This window comes from Kitasatospora gansuensis (assembly GCF_014203705.1).
GTDB lineage: Bacteria > Actinomycetota > Actinomycetes > Streptomycetales > Streptomycetaceae > Kitasatospora > Kitasatospora gansuensis.
Genome location: NZ_JACHJR010000001.1, coordinates 7,647,926 through 7,670,326, shown reverse-complemented (window position 1 = coordinate 7,670,326; position 22,401 = coordinate 7,647,926). Strand labels below are relative to the sequence as shown.

General features: G+C 73.2%; 15 protein-coding genes. 5 read left to right on the top strand and 10 right to left on the bottom strand.

The genetic code is table 11. The features are described 5' to 3' along the window. Positions 1-242: 242 nt before the first annotated feature. The 3 genes from rox to F4556_RS34545 all read right to left on the bottom strand — a co-directional run bounded on the left by rox (position 243) and on the right by F4556_RS34545 (position 4,924). Positions 243-1,667 (bottom strand): rifampin monooxygenase, encoded by a 1,425-nt coding sequence (rox, locus tag F4556_RS34555; RefSeq protein WP_184923242.1) that lies wholly within the window; start codon positions 1,665-1,667, stop codon positions 243-245. A gap of 171 nt (positions 1,668-1,838) precedes the next feature. Then, on the bottom strand, positions 1,839-3,038 hold the full coding sequence (locus F4556_RS34550) for an MFS transporter (RefSeq protein ID WP_184923240.1): 1,200 nt from the start codon (positions 3,036-3,038) through the stop codon (positions 1,839-1,841). Positions 3,039-3,109: 71 nt separating this feature from the next. Beyond that, positions 3,110-4,924, bottom strand: coding sequence for an FUSC family protein (locus F4556_RS34545; protein WP_313069036.1), 1,815 nt, complete (start codon positions 4,922-4,924; stop codon positions 3,110-3,112). Between the two features lie 159 nt (positions 4,925-5,083). Between F4556_RS34545 and F4556_RS34540 the strand changes: the two genes are divergently transcribed. Further along, a complete protein-coding gene (locus F4556_RS34540) occupies positions 5,084-6,022 on the top strand; it encodes an ROK family protein (protein ID WP_184923236.1) in 939 nt (312 codons plus the stop codon). Between the two features lie 1,280 nt (positions 6,023-7,302). Continuing rightward, on the top strand, positions 7,303-9,255 hold the full coding sequence (locus F4556_RS34535) for a S53 family peptidase (RefSeq protein WP_184923234.1): 1,953 nt from the start codon (positions 7,303-7,305) through the stop codon (positions 9,253-9,255). Between the two features lie 213 nt (positions 9,256-9,468). Here the strand turns inward: F4556_RS34535 and F4556_RS34530 are convergent, their stop codons facing one another. Together F4556_RS34530 and F4556_RS34525 are read right to left on the bottom strand one after the other, a co-directional pair. Then, a complete protein-coding gene (locus F4556_RS34530) occupies positions 9,469-9,768 on the bottom strand; it encodes a 2-dehydropantoate 2-reductase N-terminal domain-containing protein (protein WP_313069291.1) in 300 nt (99 codons plus the stop codon). Positions 9,769-9,817: 49 nt separating this feature from the next. After that, a complete protein-coding gene (locus F4556_RS34525) occupies positions 9,818-10,810 on the bottom strand; it encodes a quinone oxidoreductase family protein (protein ID WP_184923232.1) in 993 nt (330 codons plus the stop codon). A gap of 91 nt (positions 10,811-10,901) precedes the next feature. On the opposite strand from F4556_RS34525, the gene F4556_RS34520 reads away from it, so the two are divergent. The 3 genes from F4556_RS34520 to F4556_RS34510 all read left to right on the top strand — a co-directional run bounded on the left by F4556_RS34520 (position 10,902) and on the right by F4556_RS34510 (position 16,531). Further along, a complete protein-coding gene (locus F4556_RS34520) occupies positions 10,902-11,246 on the top strand; it encodes an ArsR/SmtB family transcription factor (RefSeq protein ID WP_184923230.1) in 345 nt (114 codons plus the stop codon). Positions 11,247-11,348: 102 nt separating this feature from the next. Then, positions 11,349-14,444, top strand: a complete 3,096-nt coding sequence (locus F4556_RS34515) for a SpoIIE family protein phosphatase (protein WP_246511170.1) — start codon at positions 11,349-11,351, stop codon at positions 14,442-14,444. A 32-nt stretch (positions 14,445-14,476) separates the two neighbouring features. Beyond that, on the top strand, positions 14,477-16,531 hold the full coding sequence (locus tag F4556_RS34510; RefSeq protein WP_184923228.1) for an MMPL family transporter: 2,055 nt from the start codon (positions 14,477-14,479) through the stop codon (positions 16,529-16,531). Positions 16,532-16,624: 93 nt separating this feature from the next. On the opposite strand, the gene F4556_RS34505 is transcribed toward F4556_RS34510, so the two are convergent. From F4556_RS34505 to F4556_RS34485, 5 genes are read right to left on the bottom strand one after another with little or no spacing between them, the layout of a single operon-like run. Continuing rightward, positions 16,625-17,392, bottom strand: a complete 768-nt coding sequence (locus F4556_RS34505; protein WP_184923226.1) for a 3-oxoacyl-ACP reductase — start codon at positions 17,390-17,392, stop codon at positions 16,625-16,627. Beyond that, on the bottom strand, positions 17,389-18,765 hold the full coding sequence (locus F4556_RS34500; protein WP_184923224.1) for an aldehyde dehydrogenase family protein: 1,377 nt from the start codon (positions 18,763-18,765) through the stop codon (positions 17,389-17,391). The genes F4556_RS34505 and F4556_RS34500 overlap by 4 nt, the downstream gene beginning before the upstream one ends. Continuing rightward, positions 18,762-19,466: a gamma-glutamyl-gamma-aminobutyrate hydrolase family protein gene (locus F4556_RS34495; RefSeq protein ID WP_184923223.1), complete on the bottom strand. Its 705-nt coding sequence runs from the start codon at positions 19,464-19,466 to the stop codon at positions 18,762-18,764. Before F4556_RS34495 ends, F4556_RS34500 begins: the two co-directional genes overlap by 4 nt. Next, positions 19,463-20,821: a glutamine synthetase family protein gene (locus F4556_RS34490; protein ID WP_184923221.1), complete on the bottom strand. Its 1,359-nt coding sequence runs from the start codon at positions 20,819-20,821 to the stop codon at positions 19,463-19,465. The genes F4556_RS34495 and F4556_RS34490 overlap by 4 nt, the downstream gene beginning before the upstream one ends. Beyond that, positions 20,818-22,326 (bottom strand): amino acid permease, encoded by a 1,509-nt coding sequence (locus tag F4556_RS34485; RefSeq protein WP_184923219.1) that lies wholly within the window; start codon positions 22,324-22,326, stop codon positions 20,818-20,820. The genes F4556_RS34490 and F4556_RS34485 overlap by 4 nt, the downstream gene beginning before the upstream one ends. Positions 22,327-22,401 lie beyond the last annotated feature (75 nt).

Sequence of the window (22,401 nt, the reverse complement as noted above, 5' to 3'; positions counted from 1 at the left end):
CCTGAAGCTGTTCCTGGGACTCCCCGTATCCGCGGCTCCGGTAGTGCTCACCGGCGGCCGCGGAGCGGACCACCTCGCCCCACCGAGGCGGTCGGTCGGGACCACGCTGCACCGCGACCCGGCCGGCCGCCCCACAGTCACCGCGCGTGCTGACACCCCCAGCGCCAGCACGCGCGGTCTCCACCTTCGCGGGCCCGGACCCCGGAACCCCGGGGCCGACCGGCGGCAGCCCGGCGACGGGCTCAGCCGGCCGGGGCGCCGAACCACTTCGACAGCGCGCCGAGCAGCTCCTCCCGGTCCTCGCCGACCCACGCCACGTGGCCGTCCGGCCGCAACAGCACGGCGGGCGCGTCCAGTTCCTCGCTGACGTCGACGACGTGGTCCACCCGGTCCGCCCAGCCCTCCACCGAGAGCCGGCCGGTCCGGTCGAGCAGCAGCCCGCGGCCGCCGTGCATCAGCTCGTACAGGCGGCCCTGCTTCAGCTGCACGTCCCGCAGCCGCCGGCCGAGCAGGTCGTCGCCCTCGCCGAGGTCGTAGCGGACCTCGACCGCGGTGATCATCCCGGTCACGTACCGGTTGACCTCCTCGAAGTCCATCAGCTTGGAGAACAGCTCCCGCAGCGCGGTCGCTCCCGGGTCGGTGCCCAGCAGGGTGATCTGCGCGCGGCAGTTCTCCAGTACGGCGGCGCCCACCGGGTGCCGCTCGGTGTGGTAGCTGTCCAACAGCCCCTCGGGTGCCCAGCCGGCCACCTCGGCGGCCAGCTTCCACCCGAGGTTGAAGGCGTCCTGCACACCGAGGTTGAGGCCCTGTCCGCCGGTCGGCGGGTGGATGTGCGCGGCGTCACCGGCCAGCAGCACCCGGCCGACCCGGTAGCGCTCGGCCTGCCGGGTGGCGTCGCCGAACCGGGACAGCCAGCGCGGCGAGTGCGCGCCGAAGTCGGTGCCCGCGACGGCCAGCAACTGCTGCCTGAACTCCTCCAGGGTCGGCACGGCACGGTCCTCGGCCACACCGGCGGCGGGCACCACCATCCGGTACACCCCGTCCCCGAGCGGGATGACGCCGAACCGCAGCTGGGTCTTCTGGACCTCCGCCACCACGGCGGCGATCGTCTCCTGATCCTCCGTCAGCACCAGCTCGCCGAGCAGCGTCTCGACCTTGGCGGGCTCGCCCGGGAAGCCGACCCCGATCAGCTTGCGCACCAGGCTGCGACCGCCGTCGCACCCGACCACGTAGCGCGAGCGCAGCCGGCTGCCGTCCGCCAGCTCGACGGTCACGCCGTCCTCGTCCTGGCTCAGCCCGACCAGCTCGCTGCCGCGCCGGATCTCCGCACCGAGTTCGAGGGCGCGCTCGTTGAGCAGCCGCTCGGTGACCGGCTGCGGGGTGGCGAGGCCGTACGGGTGAGCCGTGTCCAGGCGGTCCGGCCACGCCTTCATGATGCCGCCGAAGAGCCCGCCGACCTGGAACTTCTCACTGACCGCCAGAAACCGTTCCAGCAGCCCCCGTTGGTCCATCAACTCCACGCTGCGCGCGTGCAGACCCTGCCCCCGGCCCTGGTCGGTCGGCTCGGCCAGCTTCTCCAGCACGACCACGTGCACACCGTGCAGCCGCAGCTCGGAGGCCAGCATCAGCCCGGTCGGCCCGCCGCCGGCCACGATTACGTCGATCATCACAAACCCCCATGGATATCAGCCGGTTCCGGCTTCGACCGACGATTCTCCATGATCACCGGGGCCTTGCGGCAAGCCCCGGGGCGCGCTATAAGTTGAGAGTGGCAAGGAGCGTTTTCACCTCCTTGCCTTTCTCGTGCGCGCTCCGGTGCGGACGGGCCGCTGCACGGTTCAGGCGACGTGCTGCGGCACCGCCCCGACGCCCGGTTCGACCGGGGCGGGCTGCTCGCCCGGCCGGTCCAGGGCCCAGGAGGCGGCGGCGATCAGGAAGCCGAGCGCGGCCAGCCCCGCACCGACCAGCGCCGGTGAGACCCAGCCGAACCCGGCGCTCAGCGCGAGGCCGCCGAAGAACGCGCCCTGCGCGTTGGCCAGGTTGAACGCCCCCTGGACGGTCGCCGAGGCCAGCGTCGGGGCGCGTCGGGCCTTCTGCAGCACCAGGGTCTGCACGGTCGGTACGGTCGCGAAGCCGAACAGTCCGATCAGCACCACCGTGACCGCGGCCGACCACTCCGTCCGGGCGGTGACCGAGAAGACCGCCAGTGTGATCGCCATCAGCAGGAAGGTCGCGCAGATGGCCGGCCGCAGCGCGCGGTCGGCGGCGTACCCGCCGATCACGTTGCCGAGCGTCATGCCGACGCCGAACAACGCGAGCACCACCGTGACCGAGCCCTCGGAAAAGCCGGCCACCTCGGTCAGGATCGGCGTGATGTAGCTGTAGCAGGCGAACAGTCCGGCGCAGCCGAACACCACCGTGCCGAGCGCGAGCCAGAGTTGGCCGCTGCGGAAGGTGGAGAGCTCACGGCGCAGCCCGGCGCCGGGGTGGCTCGGCAGAGCGGGGACCAGCCGGGCGATGGCGAGGGTGCCGAGCGCGCCGATGCCGACCACCACCAGCATCGCGGCCCGCCAGCCGAGCTGCTGGCCGAGCAGGGTGGCGGCCGGCACGCCGACGATGTTGGCCACCGTCAGACCGGAGAACATCACCGAGACGGCCCGGGCCCGCAGGTGCGGGGCGACCAGTTCAGCGGCGGCCACCGCTCCGGCGCCGAAGAACGCGCCGTGCGGAAGCCCGGTGATCAGCCGGGCGGCGGCGAGCAGCGGGAAGGTCGGCGCCACGGCGCAGAGCAGGTTGCCGACGGTGAACAGCGCGGCCAGGCCGATCAGCACGCCCTTGCGGGGCAGCCGGGCACAGGCTCCGGTGAGCAGCGGGGCGCCGATCACCACCCCGACCGCGTACATCGTGATCAGCCAGCCGGCCTGCGGGATGGACACGTCCAGGTCCCCGGCGATCTGCGGCAGCAGGCCCATCGCGGCGAACTCGGTGGTGCCGATGGCGAAGGCGGTGACGGCGAGGGCGACGAGCGCCAGCGGCATGAGGGTTCAACTCCAGGTCAAGGGTGGGAGGCGGTCGCCGCTGACCGCCGTACGAGTGGGATTGGGCCAGTCTAACGAGCGTCGGTGAGCGTACGGATCCGGTGCAGTTCGCCCACGATGTCGTTGAGCGTGCGGCAGTCGGCCGGGGCGGTGGCGGCCTCCGGGGTGTCGGGCGTCAGGCCGTCCAGGGTGTCGGCCAGGGCGGCCAGTTCGGTGGTGATCCGGTGGGCGGTCGGGGCCGCCGGGGTGGGGCGGCCGTGGTCGAGGCGGACGGCGCAGGCGGTGGTGGCGTCGACGATCCGTTCGGCCCGGGCGGTGACGGGCAGCCAGTTCCGGTCGGCGTGCAGTTCGGCGGCGGCGGTCTCGGCGGCGGCCCGGGCCTCGGCCAGCGCCCGGTACGCGGTCCGGCGCAGCGCGGCCCGCTCGGGGCCCTCGGGTGCACCGGAGAGTACGTGCTCCAGGTAGTGCCTGGCGTGCCGCAGCGCGACCGCGAACCGGTGGCCGACGCTGGTACGGGTCGACGCCAGCCGGGGCAGGTGGCCGACCACCAGCACGATCGCGCAGGCCAGCGCGGTGTCGGCGAGCCTGGTGCCGGAGGCCCGGGTGTCCCCGCCGAGCGAGACGAAGGCGAGCACCGTGACGGTGATCACGGCGGTCTGGGCGGCGAAGTGACGGCCCGCCAGCGGGATCAGCGCCCCGGCCAGCGTGACGGCGGCCAGCTCCGCCCCTCGGGTCGGCAGCGCGGCGAACAGCAGCACTCCGAGCGCGGTACCGGCGCAGCGGTTGACCACCCGGGAGAACAGCGGGCCGACGTCGGGCTTGACCAGGAACGCGGCGGTGACGGGCAGCCAGTACCAGTAGTCGGCGCGCAGCAGCAGCGCCGCGGCGGTGCTGACGGCGACGCAGACCGCGACCCGCAGGCCGTTCTCCCGCCCCACCGGACCGAGCGGACGCGCGCCTGGGCGGCTGCGCGGTGGCACAACGGACGGGACGACCGGATCCGCGAAGGCGAGCGTGGCATCCAGCACCGCGCGGTCGAAGGCGCTGCGGGCGGCGGTGTCCGAGACCGGGGCGGGCAGCGCACCCGGCGCCGCCCCGGCCCGGACGGCGGCGGCCAGCAGGCGCGGGCCCTCGGCGACCCGGGGCGGCAGCGGGGTGCCCTCCCAGAGCAGCGCGACGCTCGCCTCGCAGAGCGCGGCGGCCGCCGCGAACCGTCCGAGCAGCGGCCGCCCCGTGATCCGGTGCCACGGACCCCACAGCCGCAGCGCCTCGTCGGCCTGGTCGAGCGCCCCGGTCAGCCTGCGCCGGGCGGCCTCGGCGGCGGGGGTGCCGACGGCGTCCAGCGCGTCGGCGAGGGCGTCGAAGACGGCGGCCACCGCGTGCCGCTCCCCGTCCGCCCGGGACGGGCTGACGGTCAGTCGGAGCAGCAGCGGCCAGAGCGCCCCGGCCAGGAAGCACAGCGCGGTCACCCACGGCGGCGCCGCGAGCGGCATCCCGGCGCCGACCGCCGTCAGCACCAGCAGCTGAACGGCGGCGGCCGCGCACACCGGCCCCGCCACGCTGACCGCCCCGGAGAGCAGCCCGACCAGGGTGAGCAGCGGCAGCGCCCACCAGCCGGGCGCCAGTCTGCCGAAGAACCCGAGCGCACCGGCCAGCGCCGGTACGGCGATCCGGACGGCGGCCACCCGACGGGTGCCGGGCCGGTCGTTGAGGGTGGCGAACATCGCGCCCAGACCGGCCGCGATCGCCGCCGGACGGTGCCCGGTGGCCAGACCGGCGGCCAGCACCGGCCCCATCCCGAGCGCACCCCGGAGCAGCGCGGGCCAGGGCACCGGGCCCCGCTGCCAGCGGAACGGGTGGGCGAGCCAGGCGGGCGGCTGGGGCACGGTACTCCTCGTATATCGGTCCCTGCAGCCTACGAGCCGCAGTTGTCGGTCTCGCTGCATCGCCGTTACGGGAACGTGACCATCCGTCCGGTCCTGACCAGGTGCCAGAATGGCCAACCGGCGCGCCCCACCCGATCGCGCGCCGGGAGGAGAAGCACCGTGTCGGACGCCCTGCTCGCCGCCCTGGACGTCGGCGGGACCAAGATCGCCGCAGCGCTGGTCTCCCCCGACGGCGCCGTCCTGGCCAGGACCCGCCGGCCCACCCCGGCCGACCGGGACGCCGAGGCCGTCCTCGCCGCGGCCGCCGAAGCGCTCACCGAGCTGGCCGACTCCGCGCTGTGGCCGCGGGTGGCCGCGCTCGGCATCGGCAGCGCCGGTCCTGTGGACATCTCCCGAGGGACCGTCAGCCCGGTCAACATCCCCGGCTGGCGCGGGTTCCCGATCGTCGAACGGATCGCCGCGCACCCGGCCGTCAAGGGCCTGCCGGTCACGCTGGCCGGGGACGGCATCGCGATCGCGGCGGCCGAGCACCGCTACGGCGCGGCCCGGCCGTACCGGAACGCGCTCTGCCTGGTGGTGTCCACCGGCGTCGGCGGCGGGCTGGTGCTGAACAACGAGCTGCACACCGGCACCACCGGCAACGCCGGGCACATCGGCCACATCTCGGTGGCCTTCGACGGCGAGCCCTGCCCGTGCGGCAGCCGGGGCTGCCTGGAGCGCTACGCCAGCGGCACCGCGATCGCCCGGTACGCACTGGACACCGGCTGGCGCCCCCCGGCTGACGACGCGTCGGCCGTCGCAGTCGCCGCCTCCGCCCGGACCGGCGACCCACTCGCCCTCGCCGCCTTCGACCGGGCCGCCCGCGCACTGGCCGCCGGCATCGCCGCCACCGCCACCCTGGTGGAGCTCGACGCCGCGGTCATCGGCGGCGGCGTCGCCGAGACCGGCGACCTCCTGCTGGCCCCACTCCGCACCCACCTCACCACCTACGCCGCCCTCCCCTTCGCCGCCTCCCTCCACCTCCACCGCGCCCAACTGGGCACCGACGCGGGCCTGGTGGGCGCAGCGGCGGTGGCCGCAGCGCTCTTCGAGCCCTGAGACCGACCGGCAGCACAGCTAGGGCCAGCGACCACTAGGGCCGGCGGCCGACCCAGCCGCCGGCCCTGGCGGGCAGCCGGCCGGGACAAACGCGGGCGGGCGAATGACAGCCGGAGCGAACGCGGGTGGCAGGGGCCAACAGCCGGAGCCGGATGGCAGCCTGACGGTCCAGCTGCCAGGGCCGGGCCACTGCGGCCGGACAGGCGGCCGAGGAAGCTGCCGCTCACTGAGCAGCGAACCGACCGGCTATGGCAAGGAGCAGCCGCACAGTGGTCTGGACGATCGCCCCAGACGGCCTCGGCGCAACCAGGCTGCGCAGGGCGGACGGCCAAGCAGGACAGCGACAGAGACGGAGACCGGCTCTCTGCCCGGGGCCGGCTCACCGGCAGTCCGGGGGCGCAGCGGGCAAGCCAGTCGCGCCGGGCCGGGATCGGACAGCACCACTGGCGCTGACCACACTCTCGGCCCGGCACGAGCGAGGCGAGAACGCACGGCAGCACCCGGACAGGAAGCTCCGACCCAGAACCGCGACCACCGGCCTGACGACCCGTGACCTGTCCCAACGAGGTCTGTTGAGCCTCGGTCTGGATCCCGGCTGGACCGGTCTGGCCGACCGACTGCTCGGCGTGCTCGCCGCGCCGCCGGCCGGGCTCGCCGATCCCGCTCCGTTGGGCACCGAGCCGCCGGTCGCCACGTCGGGCGAACTGCGGGCCCTACTGCGCGCCTTGGCCGCCGACCACGCCCGCGACCACGCCTGGACGGCGGCGCGAGAGGCTCGGGGCCTGTGGGTCGGCGACGGCGGTGGCTGGGCGAGCGCCTCACAGGCCGGATTCGGGGGACGTGGGCTACACCCACGGCAGCGCCCTGAACCTGCACGAACCGGGCACCGTCCGGGCCCTGCTCGATGCGGCGGTCTCCCGCGGGTGGCAGCCGCAGGAGCCACTGGCGGTGGAGATCCACGGCTGGCCCCTGCTGGAGGCAGTGGCCGCCGTACGAGCCCAGGCCGACCCGCAGCATCCGGTCGAGCTCCACTGGCGGCGGTCGGCGTCGTATCGGCCGCCAGGGTGGCCTCGCCCGTCACGTATCCCCTGGACGTCGTGCTGCCGTCCGTCACCTCTGCGCTGCCCCGCCGACTGTCCCCCGGCAGGAGGTCACCCACGTCTGGGTAAAGCTTTCACCTGACGATGGATCAACTGGCTTCCATCACTGGGGAATGCGACAAGTGGTCGATACGATCCGCACCTGACAATCCGCCAGGACATCCCAGGGGGGATCGCTCAATGACCACCGATCGCATCCATCGGCGTACCGGCCTGCGGGCCATGGCAGCCGTATCGCTGCTGGCCGGCACGCTGGCCGTCGGCATTCCGTCCGCACAGGCGGAGACCGTCCCGGACGGCCGGGCCACCCTGGAGGGCACGGCCCCCGAATGGACCGGAAGCGCCGCCGACGCCGGGGCCACTGCCGGATCCACCCAGGTCAGTGCCCGCGTGTACCTCGCCGGCCGGGACGCCCAGGGGCTGACCGCCTACGCCACCGCGGTCTCGGACCCGGCCTCGCCCTCGTACGGCAAGTACCTGACGCCCCAGCAGGCCGAGGAGCGCTTCGGCGCGAGCCCGCAGCAGATCGCAGCGGTCACCGCGTGGCTGAGGTCCTCCGGTCTGAGCGTCACCGGCGACGGCCGGCACTACCTCGCGGTCACCGGCGACGCCGCGGCCGTGCAGAAGGCGTTCGCCACACCGCTGCACGACTACCGCAAGGACGGCCACACCTTCCACGCCCCGGCACACGCCGCCTCCGCCCCGCGCGAGCTGGCCGACGCCGTGCTCACCGTCACCGGCCTGGACAATGCGCCGCACCGCGCCGAGCCGAAGGACACCCTGCCGGGCCCCGGCGCCGGCTTCCGCAACGCGGGGCCGTTCTCCACCTACTACGGCTCGAACACCGCCAACACGCTGCCGGACGCGTACGGTACGAAGATCCCGTACGCCGTCCACGGATACACCGGCACGCAGTTGCGCGCCGCCTACGGTGCGGGCAAGTACACCGGCAAGGGCGTGACCGTCGCGATCACCGACGCTTACGCCTCGCCGACCATGGCGGCCGACGCGGCCGCGTACGCCAAGCGCAACGGTGACCAGCCCTACCGCAAGGGCCAGTACACCGAGGTCCTGCCGGCCTCCTACAACAGCGTGGAGGACTGCGACGCCTCCGGCTGGTACGGCGAGGAGTCCCTCGACGTCGAGGCGGTGCACGCGCTCGCCCCGGACGCGAACATCGTGTACGTCGCTGGTGCCTCCTGCAATGACCCCGACCTGCTCGACGCCCTCAACAAGATCGTCGACAGCCGGCTCGCCGACATCGTCTCCAACTCCTGGGGCGACATCGAGGCCAACCAGACCTCGGACACCGCGGCCGCCTACGACCGCACCTTCAAACTGGGCGCGATCGAGGGCATCGGCTTCTACTTCTCCTCCGGCGACGACGGCGACGAGGTCGCCAGCACCGGCAAAAAGCAGGTCGACATCCCCGCCAGCTCGGCCTGGGTGACCGCCGTCGGCGGCACCTCGCTGGCCGTCGGCAAGGGTGACCGGTACCAGTTCGAGACCGGCTGGGGCACCCAGAAGGCGACCCTCTCCGCCGACGGCAAGAGCTGGACCGACTTCCCGGGCACCTACACCGGCGGCGCGGGCGGCGGCACCAGTGCCACCGTCAAGCAGCCCTTCTACCAGCGCGGGGTGGTGCCCGACTCGCTGGCGAAGGCCAACGGCCCGACCCGGATGCGCACCATCCCCGACATCGCCGCGGTCGCCGACCCCAACACCGGCTTCCTGGTCGGCCAGACCCAGTCCTGGCCCGACGGCACCGTCTCCTACGACGAGTACCGGATCGGCGGCACCTCGCTGGCCGCCCCGGTCATCGCGGGTGTCCAGGCACTGGCGCAGCAGGCCCGGCACCTCCCGATCGGCTTCGCCAACCCGGGGATCTACGCCCGCTATGACTCGCCGCTCTACCACGACGTGACCGACCGGCCGCTCGGCGCAAACCGTGAACTCGCGGTCGCCCGCGTCGACTTCGCCAACACCGTGGACGCCACCGACGGCCTGCGCACCTCGGTACGCAGCCTCGGCAAGGACAGCTCGCTGCACGCGGTGCGCGGCTACGACGACGTCACCGGCGTCGGCACGCCCGCCCCGGGCTACGTCGCCTCCTACGGGAGCCTGTTCCGCTGAACCTGAGCCACGGTCTGCCCCGAGGCTCTCGGGGCAGACCGTGGCTCGCCCGCAGGGGGTACGCCCTGCGAGGCGCAGATCCTCTCACCGGCCCGGGACTCGGCCATCGTCACGCCGACCGGCGGCCGTACCCCGGTGACTTCACTCAAGGCCGCTGCCCGCTGTCGTCGCGGCCGGAGACGCGCTCGCCGACGGCTGCGGCACCGCGCGAAGTCACCGGGGTACAGCCGCCGGACGGACGAACGGGCACCGTGTGCCAAGAACTCGGGCACGATCCGCCACTTTCCAACCGGTTCGTCCCTGTCGGCGTGTATACAGACGACACGGCGAGCCGAGTTCGGCGGCGGTGACCAGCTGAGGGGTGATCACGTCCTCCCCTTCGGGGCTGATGATCCGCAGCCCGCGCTCCCGCAGCACTGCTGCCCGGCCCGGGCGGACCAGGAAGGTGACGTCCTGTCCGGCCTCGGCGAGCCGGGCACCGAAGAAGCCACCGGTCGCTCCGGCGCCGACGATCAGAATCCTTATCAGAAGTGGAACCCTTCAAGGTCGCGGTTCGGGGTGGTCACTGCGCCACCCGCAGCAGCAGCTTGCCGGTCGAGGTCCGACTGCCCATCAGCTCGTGGGCCTCGGCCGCCCGGTCGAGCGGGAACTCTGCGGTGACCGGCAGCTCCACCCCGCCCTCGGTGACGGTACGGAAGGCCCGCTCGGCCAGCGCGCGCAGCGCCCCCGGGTCCGTCCGGGCCAGCGTCAGGATGGAGAAGCCCGCCACCGAGCGGCCGTGCGTGGCGAGGTCCGACTGCCCCAGCTGCCACGGCGGTTCGCCACCCGCGTTGCCGTACGACACCAGCCGCCCGTACACCGCCAGCGCTCCCAGGCCGCGCCGCAGGGTGGCCCCGCCCACCGGGTCGAGCAAAAGGTCGACGCCCCGGCCGCCGGTGGCACGGCCGACCTGCTCCGCGAAGTCGGAGCCCTCGACGCCGGAGTCCACGAACACGTCGTGGTAGCCGAATCCGCGCGCGTACGCGGCCTTCGCCGCCGAGGAGACCACGCCGTAGACCGCACCGGCCCCGGCGGCCCGGGCCAGCTGCCCGGCCACCGTGCCGACGCCGCCCGCCGCGCCGTGCACCAGGACGCTCTCACCCGCGCGCAGCCGCCCGACCTCGTGCAGCAGGGCGTGCGCGGTCGGCAGCACGGTGGGCAGGGTGGCCGCGGTCCGCAGGTCCAGCCCCGGCGGGAGGGCGAAGACGGTGCCGGCCTCGGCGAGCGCCACCTCCGCGTAGCCACCGCCGGCGGTGAGCGCGGCCACCTGCTGACCCGGCGTCAGCCCGGTGACCCCGGCGCCGACCGCGCGGACCGTGCCCGACACCTCGAGACCGGGCACGTACGGGAGGGTCGGCACCCGGTAGCCCTCCGACCTGGCCTTGAGGTCGGCGAAGTTCACCCCGGCGTAGGCCACGTCGACGGTGACCTGCCCGGGCCCCGGCCGGGGCACCTCGGCCCGCACCGGGCGGAGCACCTCGGGGCCTCCGTACTCCTGGAACTCCACCACGCGCATGACAGCACCGTCCCTCGGCATGTGTTCAATCGAAAGCGAACACTCGGAGTGTATGATTTTCATCGAACACCAGGCAAGAGGAGATATCGGCATGCCGGACCAGACGGCGAGCAGCGGCCACCGCGCCGCCCCGGTCCACCGCGACCCGGACCAGGTCCCGGTGGAGACCGCCCTGTCGGCCCTCGCCGACCCGGTCCGGATCCAGCTGGTCCGTGAGCTCGCGGGTGACGCCGACTGGACCCGCAGCTGCGGCAGCTTCGACGTCCCGGTCGGCAAGGCGGCGCTCAGCCACCACTTCACCGTGCTGCGCGCGGCCGGCCTGGTCGAGCAGCGCGACCAGGGCGCCAAGCGGGTCAACCGGCTGCGCCGGGCCGAGTTCGACGCCCGCTTCCCCGGCCTGCTGGACCTGGTGCTGCGCCCCGACCACCCCGCCTGACCACCCCGCCTGACCAGGCCGAAAACACTCCCCGGCGGGCCACCCCACCGCGTGGGACCATGGCAGGACGGAAGTCCGACCCCCGGGCGGTGGTCCGAATACATGCCTACCGACTACATGCCTACCGACGAGCCGGGCCCCGGCCCCTTCCCGTTCGACGCCGCGGGAGGCGAGCCGGACCAGGGCGGCCTGCTGATGGTCCCGATCGCCACGGCGCTGATCGCGGCCGACGGCCGCATCCTGCACTGGAGCGCGGACGCCCAGGCCCTGCTCGGCTACTCGCCGGACGAGGCGGTCGGCGCCCGGGCCGCCCAGCTGCTGGTCACCGAGGCGCAGCGCCCCGGCGTGCAGGAGCTGTTCCGGAGCATCCTCGAGGGCCGCGCCTGGTCCGGCGTCTTCCCGGTGCTGCACCGCAACGGCCACCACGTGAACCTGGAGTTCCGCACCCACCCCGTGCTCGGCCCGGAGGGGCTCCCACTGGTGCTCGCGGTCGCCTCGGACGTGACGGCCGTGCACCGGCTGCGGGCCGACCTCGCGGTGCTGGACGGCTTCTTCACCCAGTCCCCGGTCGGCATGGCGGTGTACGACACCGAGCTGCGCTTCGTCCGGCTGAACGAAGCGCTGGCCCGCACCAACGGCCTGCCGGTCGCCGCCCAGCTCGGCCGCCGGGTCATCGAGGTGCTGCCGGGCATCAACGGCACCGAGATCGAGGCGGTGATGCGGCGGGTGCTCGAGACCGGCGAGGCGGTGATCGACGCCCGGTCGCACGGCCGTACGCCCGGCGACCCGACCCACGACCACGCCTGGTCCGCCTCGTACTTCCGGCTGGAACGCCCCGAGGGCGGGGTGCTCGGGGTGAGTTCGACCATCGTGGACATCACCGAGCGGTACCGCGCCGAGTCCGAGGCGGCCCGGGCGCAGCAGCGGCTGGCGCTGCTCAACGACGCCAGCACCCGGATCGGCACCACCCTCGATCTGGCCCGTACCGCCCAGGAGTTGGCCGAGGTGGCGACGCCCGAGCTGGCCGACACGGTGGTGGTGGAGGTGCTGGACACGTTGGCCCGGGGCGAGTCGGCCGCCCCGCCCAGCCCGGCGGACCGCTCGGCGGTGCTGCGCCGGATGGCCTTCCACACCGTGCCCGGCTCGGCCATGACCCCGCTGGCGCCGGTGGACACCGTGCACCGTTACCCGCCGTCCGCGCCGTACGCCTGGGCGCTGACCCACCGGCGCCCGGTGCTGCTGCCCGCGATCGAGGGCTCCGCGCTGCACTGGTTCGCCGACACCCCCGAACTGACCGCGCGGATGCGCGCCGACGGCGTCCGCTCCCTGATGGTGGTGCCGCTGATCGCGCGCGGGGCGGCGGTCGGGGTGGCGGCGTTCTACCGGAACCTGACGGAACGTCGCTACGAGGAGGAGGACCTGGCGCTGGCCACCGAGCTCGCCGCCCGGGCGGCCGTCGCGGTGGACAACGCGCTGCTCTACACCCGTGAGCGGGACGCGGCCCGGCTGCGGCAGCAGGCGCTGGACGAGACGCATGCCGCCCAGCAGCGCCTGCTGCTGCTGAACGAGGCCAGCAGCAGGATCGGCACCACGCTCGATCTGCACCGCACCGCCCGGGAGTTGGTGGAGGTGGTGCTGCCCCGGTTCGCCGACTTCGTCACCGTCGACCTGCTGGAGTCGGTGCTGGAGGGCGAGGAGCCGGCCCCGCCGCCCGAGAACGGGCCCGCGATGCTGCGCGCCGTCGCGGTGGGTGAGGTGCAGGGTTCGGTGGTGATGGCCGGGGCGGCCGACGCGGTGGGCGAGGCGAGCAAGTCGGCCAAGCTGTACGCGGAGAGCCTGCGCACCCGGCGGTCGATCCTGGTCTCCGAGGTGGACGAGGCCGCGCTGCACCGGATCGTCGCCGCGCCGGACCGGGTGGCCCCGAGCCTGGCGGCGGGCGTGCACTCGTACCTGATGGTGCCGCTGCTGGCCCGCGGGGTGGTGCTGGGCGGTGCGGAGTTCATCCGGACCGGCAACACCCCGGAGCCGTTCACCGAGGACGACGTGGCGCTGGCCGAGGAGTTGGCGGCCCGGGCGGCGGTCTGCATGGACAACGCCCGGCTGTACCGGCGGGAGCGGGAGACCGCGCTCACCCTGCAGCGCAGCCTGCTGCCGCAGGAGGTGCACCGGACGCTCGGGCTCGAACTGGCCCACCGCTACCTGCCGAGCAGCGTGATCAGCGAGGTGGGCGGTGACTGGTTCGACGTGGTGCCGCTCTCCGGCGGCCGGGTCGCGCTGATCGTCGGGGACGTGATGGGACACGGCATCCGGGCGGCCGCGACGATGGGCCAACTCCGTACGGTGGCAAGGACGCTGGCCACCCTGGAGCTGGAGCCGGCCCGGGTGCTGCGTCGGCTGGACGAGGCGGCGGCGGCGGTCGGCGAGGACCAGTTCGCCACCTGCGTCTGCGTCTTCTTCGACCCGCTGGACCGCACCTGCACCGCCGCCTCGGCCGGCCACCTGCCGCCGGTGATCGGCTCGCCCGACGGCACCGCCGAGCTGATCGAACTCCCGTCCGGCGCACCGCTGGGCGTGGGCGGTGTGCCGTTCGATAGCCACCGGTTCACGCTGCCCGAGGACGGCATCCTGGTGCTCTACACCGACGGCCTGGTGGAGCGCCGCGGGCAGGACCTGGAAGAGGGCATCGACCTGCTGCGCCGGACGGTGGCCGACCGGCGGGCCACCCTGGAGCAGACCTGCGACGCCGTGCTGGCCGCGCTGGACGCGCCCGCCGGACAGGACGACGTGGCCGTGCTGATGGCGCAGGCCCGCCCGGTCGGCCCGGACCGGTTCGCGATGCTGCCGCTGGCCGACGACCACGCGATGGTCGGCCACGCCCGCCGCTTCGTCCGGCGCACCCTGACCGACTGGGGCCTGACCGGCCTGGTCGACCAGGCCGAGCTGCTCACCAGCGAGCTGATCACCAACGCCCTGGTGCACGCGGGCTCACCGGTCGAACTGCGGATACTCCGCGACCGCCTGCTGACCATCGAGGTCGCCGACGTGGACAGCCGCCCGCCCCGGCTCCGGCACGCCAAGGACGCGGACGAGGGCGGCCGCGGGATGTACCTGGTCAACGAGCTGGCCCACCGCTGGGGCAGCCGGGCCACCGACGAGGGCAAGGTCGTCTGGTACGAACTGGAGGCGCCACCCGGCTGACGCCCGCTCACCGAACGGACCGGGAGGACGGCATGTCCCTTCGCAGACTGAGCACCCTGCCGTGCGGACGGCGCAGCAAGTGGGTGGTGCTGGTGATCTGGCTGGCCGTGCTGGTACTGACCGGTCCGTTGGCCGCCAAGCTGGCCGACGCCGAGGATAACGAGGCGTCCAGCTGGCTGCCCGGCGCCGCCGAGTCGACCCAGGTCCTGATCGCCCAGCGCGCCTTCCAGCCCGTCGACACCGCCCAGGCCGTGGTGGTCTACGAACGGGCCGGCGGGCTCACCCCGGCCGACCGGGTGGCGGCTGCCCGCGACGCGATGGCGTTCGCGGACGCCCCGCACGTCCGGGGCCAGGTGGTCGGTCCGGTCACGTCGGCGGACGGGCAGGCGATGCAGACCATCGTGCCGGTCGACATCGGCACCGGCGGCTGGGAGGACCTGCGCCCCGCCGTGGACAGCCTGCGGGCCACCGCCGCCGAGGACAGCCAGGGCATGACCACCCACGTCACCGGACCGGCCGGGATCGGCGCCGACCAGGCGGAGGCCTTCGCCGGGATCGACAGCACCCTGCTGCTGGCCACGGTCAGCGTGGTGGTCGTCCTGCTCCTGCTCACGTACCGCAGCCCCGTCCTGTGGCTGCTGCCACTGCTGGCGGCCGGGGCCGCCCTGACGGTGGCTCAGGCGGTGATCTACCTGCTCGCCAAGCACGCCGGACTGACCGTCAACGCGCAGAGCGCGGGCATCCTGATCGTGCTGGTGCTCGGCGCCGGGACGGACTACGCGCTGCTGCTGACCGCCCGATACCGGGAGGAGCTGAGACGGCACCGGGACCGGCACGAGGCGATGGCGTTCGCCCTGCACCGGGCCGGGCCCGCGATCGGCGCCAGCTCGGCTACCGTGGTCGCCTCGATGCTCTGCCTGCTGGTCGCCGAGATGAACTCCACCCGGGGTCTCGGCCCGGTCTGCGCGATCGGTGTGCTGGTCGCCCTGCTGGCCATGATGACGCTGCTGCCCGCGCTGCTGGTGGTGTTCGGCCGCTGGGTGTTCTGGCCGGTCCGCCCGGCGTACGGCACGCCGGAGCCGACCGCGCACGGCCGCTGGGCCCGGGTCGGTGGCGCGATCGCCCGTAAGCCGCGCCGGATCTGGGTGGGTACCGGGCTCGCGCTGGCCGCCTGCTGCCTCGGTCTGTTCGCGCTGAACGCCAACGGCCTGAGCCAGGCCGGGAGTTTCACCGGCACGCCGGACTCGGTCACCGGGCAGCAGGTGCTGAACCAGCACTTCCCCGGCGGCACCGGCGCCCCGCTCACCGTGATCAGCGCCGCCGACCGGGCCGGGCCGGTCCAGGCGGCGACGGTCGGCACCCCCGGCATCTCGGCGGCCACCGACCCGACGGTCCGTCAGGGCACCGCGCTGTTCTACGCGACGCTGACCGATCCGCCCGACAGCCAGGCCGCCAAGGACACCGTCGACCGGCTGCGCACCACCGTGCACGCCGTCCCCGGGGCCGACGCCCAGGTGGGCGGCAACACCGCCGTGATCCTGGACGCCGGGCGGGCCGCCGCGCACGACAACAAGGTGATCATCCCGCTGGTGCTGGGCGTGGTGCTGGTGATCCTGGCCGGGCTGCTGCGGGCGATCACCGCGCCGCTGGTGCTGATCGCCACCGTGGTGCTCTCCTACGCGGCCGCGCTCGGGCTGAGCGCGCTGGCCTTCGAGCACATCTTCGACTTCGAGGGCTCGGACCAGTCGTTCCCGCTGTTCGCCTTCGTCTTCCTGGTCGCGCTGGGCATCGACTACAACATCTTCCTGATGACCCGGGTCCGCGAGGAGGCCCAGCACCGGGGCACCCGGGACGGCGCGGTGGCCGGCCTGGCCGCGACCGGCGGAGTGATCACCTCCGCCGGCCTGATCCTGGCCGCCACCTTCGCCGTCCTGGGCACCCTGCCGATCGTCGGACTGGCGGAGATCGGCTTCGCGGTCGCCCTCGGCGTCCTGCTGGACACCCTGGTGGTCCGCTCCGTCCTGGTCACGGCCCTGACCATGGACCTCCGCCACCGGATGTGGTGGCCGTCGAAACTGCCCGACTGACTGCTCCGGCTACTCCGGGGTGACGTACGCCCCCGAGATACCGCCGTCCACTCCGCCCCCACCCCACCTCTCCCCCAGCCGCCCGCAGGGCACCTACTCCGGTGTCACGTAAGCCCCCGAGATCCCACCGTCCACCAGGAAGGTGTTCGCCGTCATGAACGACGAGTCGTCACTGGCCAGGAAGGCGACCGCCGCCGCGATCTCGGACGGCTCCGCGAACCGCCCCAGCGGAATGTGCACCAGCCGCCGGGCCGCCCGCTCCGGGTCCTTGGCGAACAGCTCCTGCAGCAGCGGGGTGTTCACCGGCCCCGGGCAGAGCGCGTTGATCCGGATGCCCTCGCGGGCGAACTGCACACCGAGCTCGCGCGACATCGCCAGCACCCCGCCCTTGGAGGCGGAGTAGGAGATCTGCGAGGTGGCCGCGCCCATCACCGCGACAAACGAGGCGGTGTTGATGATCGAGCCCTTGCCCTGCCGCTGCATGTGCGGGATCGCGTACTTGCAGCACAGGTACACACTCGTCAGGTTGACCTCCTGGACCCGCTTCCAGGCCTCAAGCCCGGTGGTCAGGATCGAGTCGTCCTCCGGCGGCGAGATGCCCGCGTTGTTGAAGGCGATGTCCAGACTGCCGTAGTGGTCCACCGCCTGCTGGTACATCGCGATCACCGCCGCCTCGTCGGTCACGTCGGCCTGGATGAACAGGCCGTCGACCTCGTTGGCGGCCTTGGCCCCGCTCTCCGGGTCGAGGTCGACGCAGACCACCTTCGCCCCCTCGGCGGCGAACCGCTTCGCGGTCGCCAGACCGATCCCGCTGCCCGCTCCGGTGATGACGGCCACCCGGCCGTCCAGACGCTTGGTCATGACTGCTCCTCCGTTGCGATGAAGACGTTCTTGGTCTCGGTGAAGGCGTTGAGCGCGTCGGGGCCCAGCTCCCGGCCGAGGCCGGACTGCTTGAAGCCGCCGAAGGGGGTCGAATAGCGCACCGAGGAGTGCGAGTTGACCGAGAGGTTGCCCGCCTCGACGCCGCGCGCGACGCGCAGCGCGCGGCCGATGTCCCTGGTCCAGATCGAGCCGGACAGGCCGTACTTGGTGGCGTTGGCGATCCGCAGCGCGTCCGCCTCGTCCCGGAACGGGACCACGCTGACCACCGGGCCGAAGATCTCCTCGGTGAAGGCCCGGTCGTCGGTCCGGCCCGGCGTCAGCACGGTCGGCGGGTACCAGAAGCCCGGTCCGTCCGGGCAACTTCCGGTGAAGGCGGGCTCGTTGACGTACGAGGCGACCCGGGCGCGGTGGGCGGCCGAGATCAGCGGGCCCATCTCGGTCTTCTCGTCCGTCGGGTCACCGACCCGGACCGCCCGGACGGCCGTCTCGAACCGCGCCATGAACTCGTCCAGCACGGAGGCCTGGACCAGGATCCGCGACCGCGCGCAGCAGTCCTGCCCGGCGTTGTCGAAGACCGCGCCCGGCGCGCTGGCGGCGGCCTTGTCCAGGTCGGCGTCGGCGAAGACGATGTTGGCGCTCTTGCCGCCGAGCTCCAGGGTGACCTGCTTGACCTGCGCGGCGCACCCGGCGGCCACCGCCTTGCCGACCGCGGTCGAGCCGGTGAAGACCACCTTGCGGACGGCGGGGTGGGTGACGAAGCGTTCGCCGACCACCGGGCCGCGCCCGGGCAGCACCTGGAAGACGTCCTCGGGGAGGCCCGCCTGCCGGGCGAGTTCGGCCAGCCGCAGCGCGGTCATCGGGGTGAGCTCGGCGGGCTTGAGGACCACCGTGTTGCCCGCCGCCAGCGCCGGGGCGAAGCCCCAGGCGGCGATCGGCATCGGGAAGTTCCACGGCACGATGATGCCGACCACGCCCAGCGGTTCCTGGAAGGTCAGGTCCACTCCCCCGGCCACCGGGATCTGCCGGCCGAACAGCCGCTCGGGGGCGGCGGCGTAGTACTCGATCACGTCCCGGGCGTTGCCCGCCTCCCAGCGGGCGTTGCCCACCGTGTGGCCCGCGTTGGCGACTTCGAGCTGTGCCAGGTGCTCGCGGTCGGCGTCCACGGCGGCGGCGAAGGCGCGCAGCAGCCGGGCCCGGTCGGCCGGGGCGACCCGGCGCCAGCTGTCGAAGGCGGCCGCGGCCCGGTCGATGGCGGCGTCGGTCTCGGCGAGCGAGGTCATCGGGACGGTGGCGATCACCTCCTCGGTGGCGGGGTTGACCACCTCGAAGAGGTCGGGCTCCGCTCGGCTCACTGGGTGCTCTCCTTGATCAGGGCCTGGAACAGGCGCGGGTCGGTCGGGTCGGTCTCGGGGTGCCACTGCACGCCCAGCACGAAGCGCTCGCCTGGCAGTTCGAGCCCTTCGACGGTGCCGTCGGTGCTCCGGGCGGTGACCGCCAGGCCCTCGCCCGGGCGGCCGACGGCCTGGTGGTGGTAACAGCGCACCTTGGCCTGGCTACCGAGGATCGCGGCCAGTCTGCTGCCGGGCGCGGTCGCCACCTCCTGCCACTGGAAGGTGGCCGGGGCGACCTGGTGGTCCGGCGGGTCGAGGTGCTGGACCAGGTCGCCGCCGAGCACGACGTTCAGCAGCTGCATGCCCCGGCAGACGCCCAGCAGCGGCAGCCCGCTGTCGAGCGCCGCCCGGGCGAGCGCGAACTCCCAGCCGTCCCGGTCGGGTTGGGGCACTCCGGTGCGCGGATGCGGCTCGGCGCCGTACGCGGCCGGGTCGAGGTCGGGGCCGCCGGCCAGCACCAGCCCGTCCAGCCGCGCCAGCACCCGGGCGGCACCCGCCGGGTCCTGCGGCGGGAGCAGGACGGGCAGGCCGCCGGCCCGTTCGACGGCCTCGACGTAGCTCTGCGGGATCAGCGCGGCGGGCTGACGCCAGACGCCCCAGGCGGCCTCGTCCCGGTAGCTGCTGACGCCGATCAGCGGACGCTCCGTCAGGGCCCCGGTCACAGTCGCTCGAATCCGCGGCGGCGCTCCCAGTCGGTCACCGCCGCGTCGTAGGCGGCGAGTTCGACCCGACCGGCGTGCGCGTAGTGCCGGACCACGTCCTTGCCGAAGGCCAGCCCGGCGGCCTCGCTCGCCTCGAAGGCGGCCACCGCGTCGCGCAGCGCGCTGGGCACCCGGGGCGCGTCCGAGGCGTACGCGTTGCCGGTGAACTCGGGCTCCAGGGCGAGCTGTTGTTCGACCCCGTGCAGTCCGGCGGCGATCAGCGCGGCCAGCGCCAGGTAGGGGTTGACGTCCCCGCCGGGCACCCGGTTCTCGAACCGCAGCGAGGCGCCGTGGCCGACCACCCGCAGCGCGCAGGTCCGGTTGTCCCGGCCCCAGGCGACGGCGGTGGGCGCGAAGCTGCCCGGCACGTACCGCTTGTAGGAGTTGACGGTCGGCGCGAGCAGCAGCGAGAACTCGGCCAGACAGGCCAGCTGCCCGGCCAGGAAGTGCTCCATGGTCCGGGAGAAGCCGCCGGGCCCGTCACCGGCGAACACCGGCCGGCCCTGCTCGTCGCGCAGACTCAGGTGGACGTGACAGGAGTTGCCCTCGCGCTCGTTGTACTTCGCCATGAAGGTCAGGCTGTAGCCCTCCTGGTCGGCGATCTCCTTGGCGCCGGTCTTGTAGACCGCGTGGTCGTCACAGGTGGCCAGCGCGGGCCCGTACTTGAAGGCGATCTCGTGCTGGCCGAGGTTGCACTCGCCCTTGGCGGACTCGACGGTCAGCCCGGCCCCGGTCATCTCGTTGCGCAGCCGGCGCAGCAGCGGTTCGATCCTGGCGGTGCCCAGGATCGAGTAGTCGACGTTGTACTGGTTGACCGGGGTGAGGCCGAAGTAGTCCTTCTGCCAGGCCTGTTCGTAGCTGTCCTTGAAGACGATGAACTCCAGCTCGGTGCCCGCGTACGCCTGCCAGCCGTACCCGGCCAGCCGCTCCAGCTGACGCCGCAGCACCTGCCGGGGCGAGACCGCGACCGGGGTGCCGTCGTGCTGGAGCACGTCGCACTGGACCATCGCGGTGGCCGGGTGCCAGGGCACCATCCGCAGTGTGTCGAAGTCGGGTTTCAGCACGAAGTCGCCGTAGCCGGTCTCCCAGGAGGAGACCTCGTAGCCGTCCACGGTGTTCATGTCGATGTCCACGGCCAGCAGGTAGCCGCAGCCCTCGGCCGCATTCTCGACCACCTCGTCCAGGAAGTGCCCGGCCGCGATCCGCTTGCCCTGCAGTCGGCCCTGCATGTCGGTGAGGGCGAGCACCACGGTGTCCACGGCACCGGCCGCGATCAGCTCGCGCAACCGGTCGAGGGTGAGGCGGGGGCTGCTCATCGGTTCTCCAATACGGTGATCGGTTCGTCCTCGGCGGTGACTCGCGGGCCGGTGAACCAGTGCCGGGCCGACACCAGCCACCAGACTCCGGCGAAGCCGAGCACGGCCGCCACCGCGACGGGTGTGTAGTTGAAGCTGACGGCGGTCACCGGGCTGACCGTGGGCAGCATGAACAGCACCGTGATCAGCGCCGTCCAGCCGACCGCCACGCTACCGACCAGCTTGCTCCAGCGGCCCAGATGCCACGGGCCGCGCTCGAAGGCGTCACCCTGACGGAGTCTCAGGAACACCGGGACGACGTACGCGATGTACAGCCCGATGACGGAGACCGAGGTGACGGCGGCGTACGCGGTGGCGTTCCACAGGTACTGCGCGCCGAGCACGAACGCGCCGCCGGTGGCCAGCCAGACGGCGGCGGTCGGGGTCTGGGTGCGCGGGTTGATCCGGTGCCAGATCCGCGAGCCCGGCAGCGCGCCGTCCCGCGAGAAGGCGTAGATCATCCGGGAGTTGGCGGTGACCGAGGCCATCCCGCAGAAGAACTGGGCGCCGATCACGATCAGCAGCAGCAGCTTGGCGCCGCCCACCCCGATCGCGTCGATGAAGATCTGCGCGGGCGGTACCCCGGTCGAACTGCCCAGCGCGCCGTCGTAGTCGGTGATCGCGAAGGTCAGGCCGAACAGCAGGATCCAGCCCGCCACCAGCGAGACCAGCACTGAGTTGACGATGCCCTTCGGTCCGGACCGGGCCGCGTCCTTGGTCTCCTCGGTCATGTGCGCCGAGGCGTCGTAGCCGGTCAGGGTGTACTGGGCCAGCAGCAGGCCGAGCATGGCGACGTAGAAGCTGTTCTGGAAGCCGGTGTTGTTGACGAACTTGGTGAACACGAAGGAGGCGGAGGCGTGTTCGGCCGGCAGCAGGACCAGCGCGCCGACGATCACCGTGACGCCGATCAGGTGCCACCAGACGCTGACCGTGTTGAACAGCGAGACCAGCCCGACGCCCCGGGTGTTCAGCAGCCCGTGCAGGACCAGGATCACCGCGAAGATCAGCACGGTGTGGGCGGGGGTGGCGGCGTAGCCCCACTGGAGTTCCAGGAAGGCGTTGGTGAAGAACGCGGCGCCGAAGTCGACCCCGGCGGTGACCGCGACCTGGCCCATGAAGTTGAAGTAACCGGTGAACCAGGCCCAGGCCGCGCCCTTGGTTCTGGCCAGTTTGGCGGCCCAGTAGTAGAGCCCGCCGGCGGTCGGGTAGCTGGAGCAGATCTCGGCCATCGCGAGCGCGACGCACAGGGTCATCAGGCCGACCAGTGGCCAGCCCCACATGATCATGGCCGGGCCGCCGGTGTTCAGGCCGAAGCCGTAGAGGGTGAGACAGCCGGAGAGGATGGAGACGATCGAGAACGAGAGGGCGAAGTTGCCGAAGCCCGACATCGAGCGGGCGAGTTCCTGGGTGTACCCGAGTTCGCGGAGGCGGTGTTCGTCGTCGCTGAGAGTGTGTTCGGAGGACATGCGCACCCCTTGGGGGTTCGGTTGGGGGAGGTCCGAAACGTGCGCCCACGGCAGTGTGGAGATCAATGGACTGAA

Excerpts from the sequence above, each read along its gene's own strand:
- F4556_RS34525 (WP_184923232.1), bottom strand. The coding sequence starts at position 10,810 with ATGCGCGTGGTGGAGTTCCAGGAGTACGGAGGCCCCGAGGTGCTCCGC.
- F4556_RS34535 (WP_184923234.1), top strand. The coding sequence starts at position 7,303 with ATGACCACCGATCGCATCCATCGGCGTACCGGCCTGCGGGCCATGGCA.
- F4556_RS34515 (WP_246511170.1), top strand. The coding sequence starts at position 11,349 with ATGCCTACCGACTACATGCCTACCGACGAGCCGGGCCCCGGCCCCTTC.
- F4556_RS34550 (WP_184923240.1), bottom strand. The coding sequence starts at position 3,038 with ATGCCGCTGGCGCTCGTCGCCCTCGCCGTCACCGCCTTCGCCATCGGC.
- F4556_RS34485 (WP_184923219.1), bottom strand. The coding sequence starts at position 22,326 with ATGTCCTCCGAACACACTCTCAGCGACGACGAACACCGCCTCCGCGAA.
- F4556_RS34505 (WP_184923226.1), bottom strand. The coding sequence starts at position 17,392 with ATGACCAAGCGTCTGGACGGCCGGGTGGCCGTCATCACCGGAGCGGGC.
- F4556_RS34490 (WP_184923221.1), bottom strand. The coding sequence starts at position 20,821 with ATGAGCAGCCCCCGCCTCACCCTCGACCGGTTGCGCGAGCTGATCGCG.
- F4556_RS34520 (WP_184923230.1), top strand. The coding sequence starts at position 10,902 with ATGCCGGACCAGACGGCGAGCAGCGGCCACCGCGCCGCCCCGGTCCAC.
- F4556_RS34510 (WP_184923228.1), top strand. The coding sequence starts at position 14,477 with ATGTCCCTTCGCAGACTGAGCACCCTGCCGTGCGGACGGCGCAGCAAG.
- rox (WP_184923242.1), bottom strand. The coding sequence starts at position 1,667 with ATGATCGACGTAATCGTGGCCGGCGGCGGGCCGACCGGGCTGATGCTG.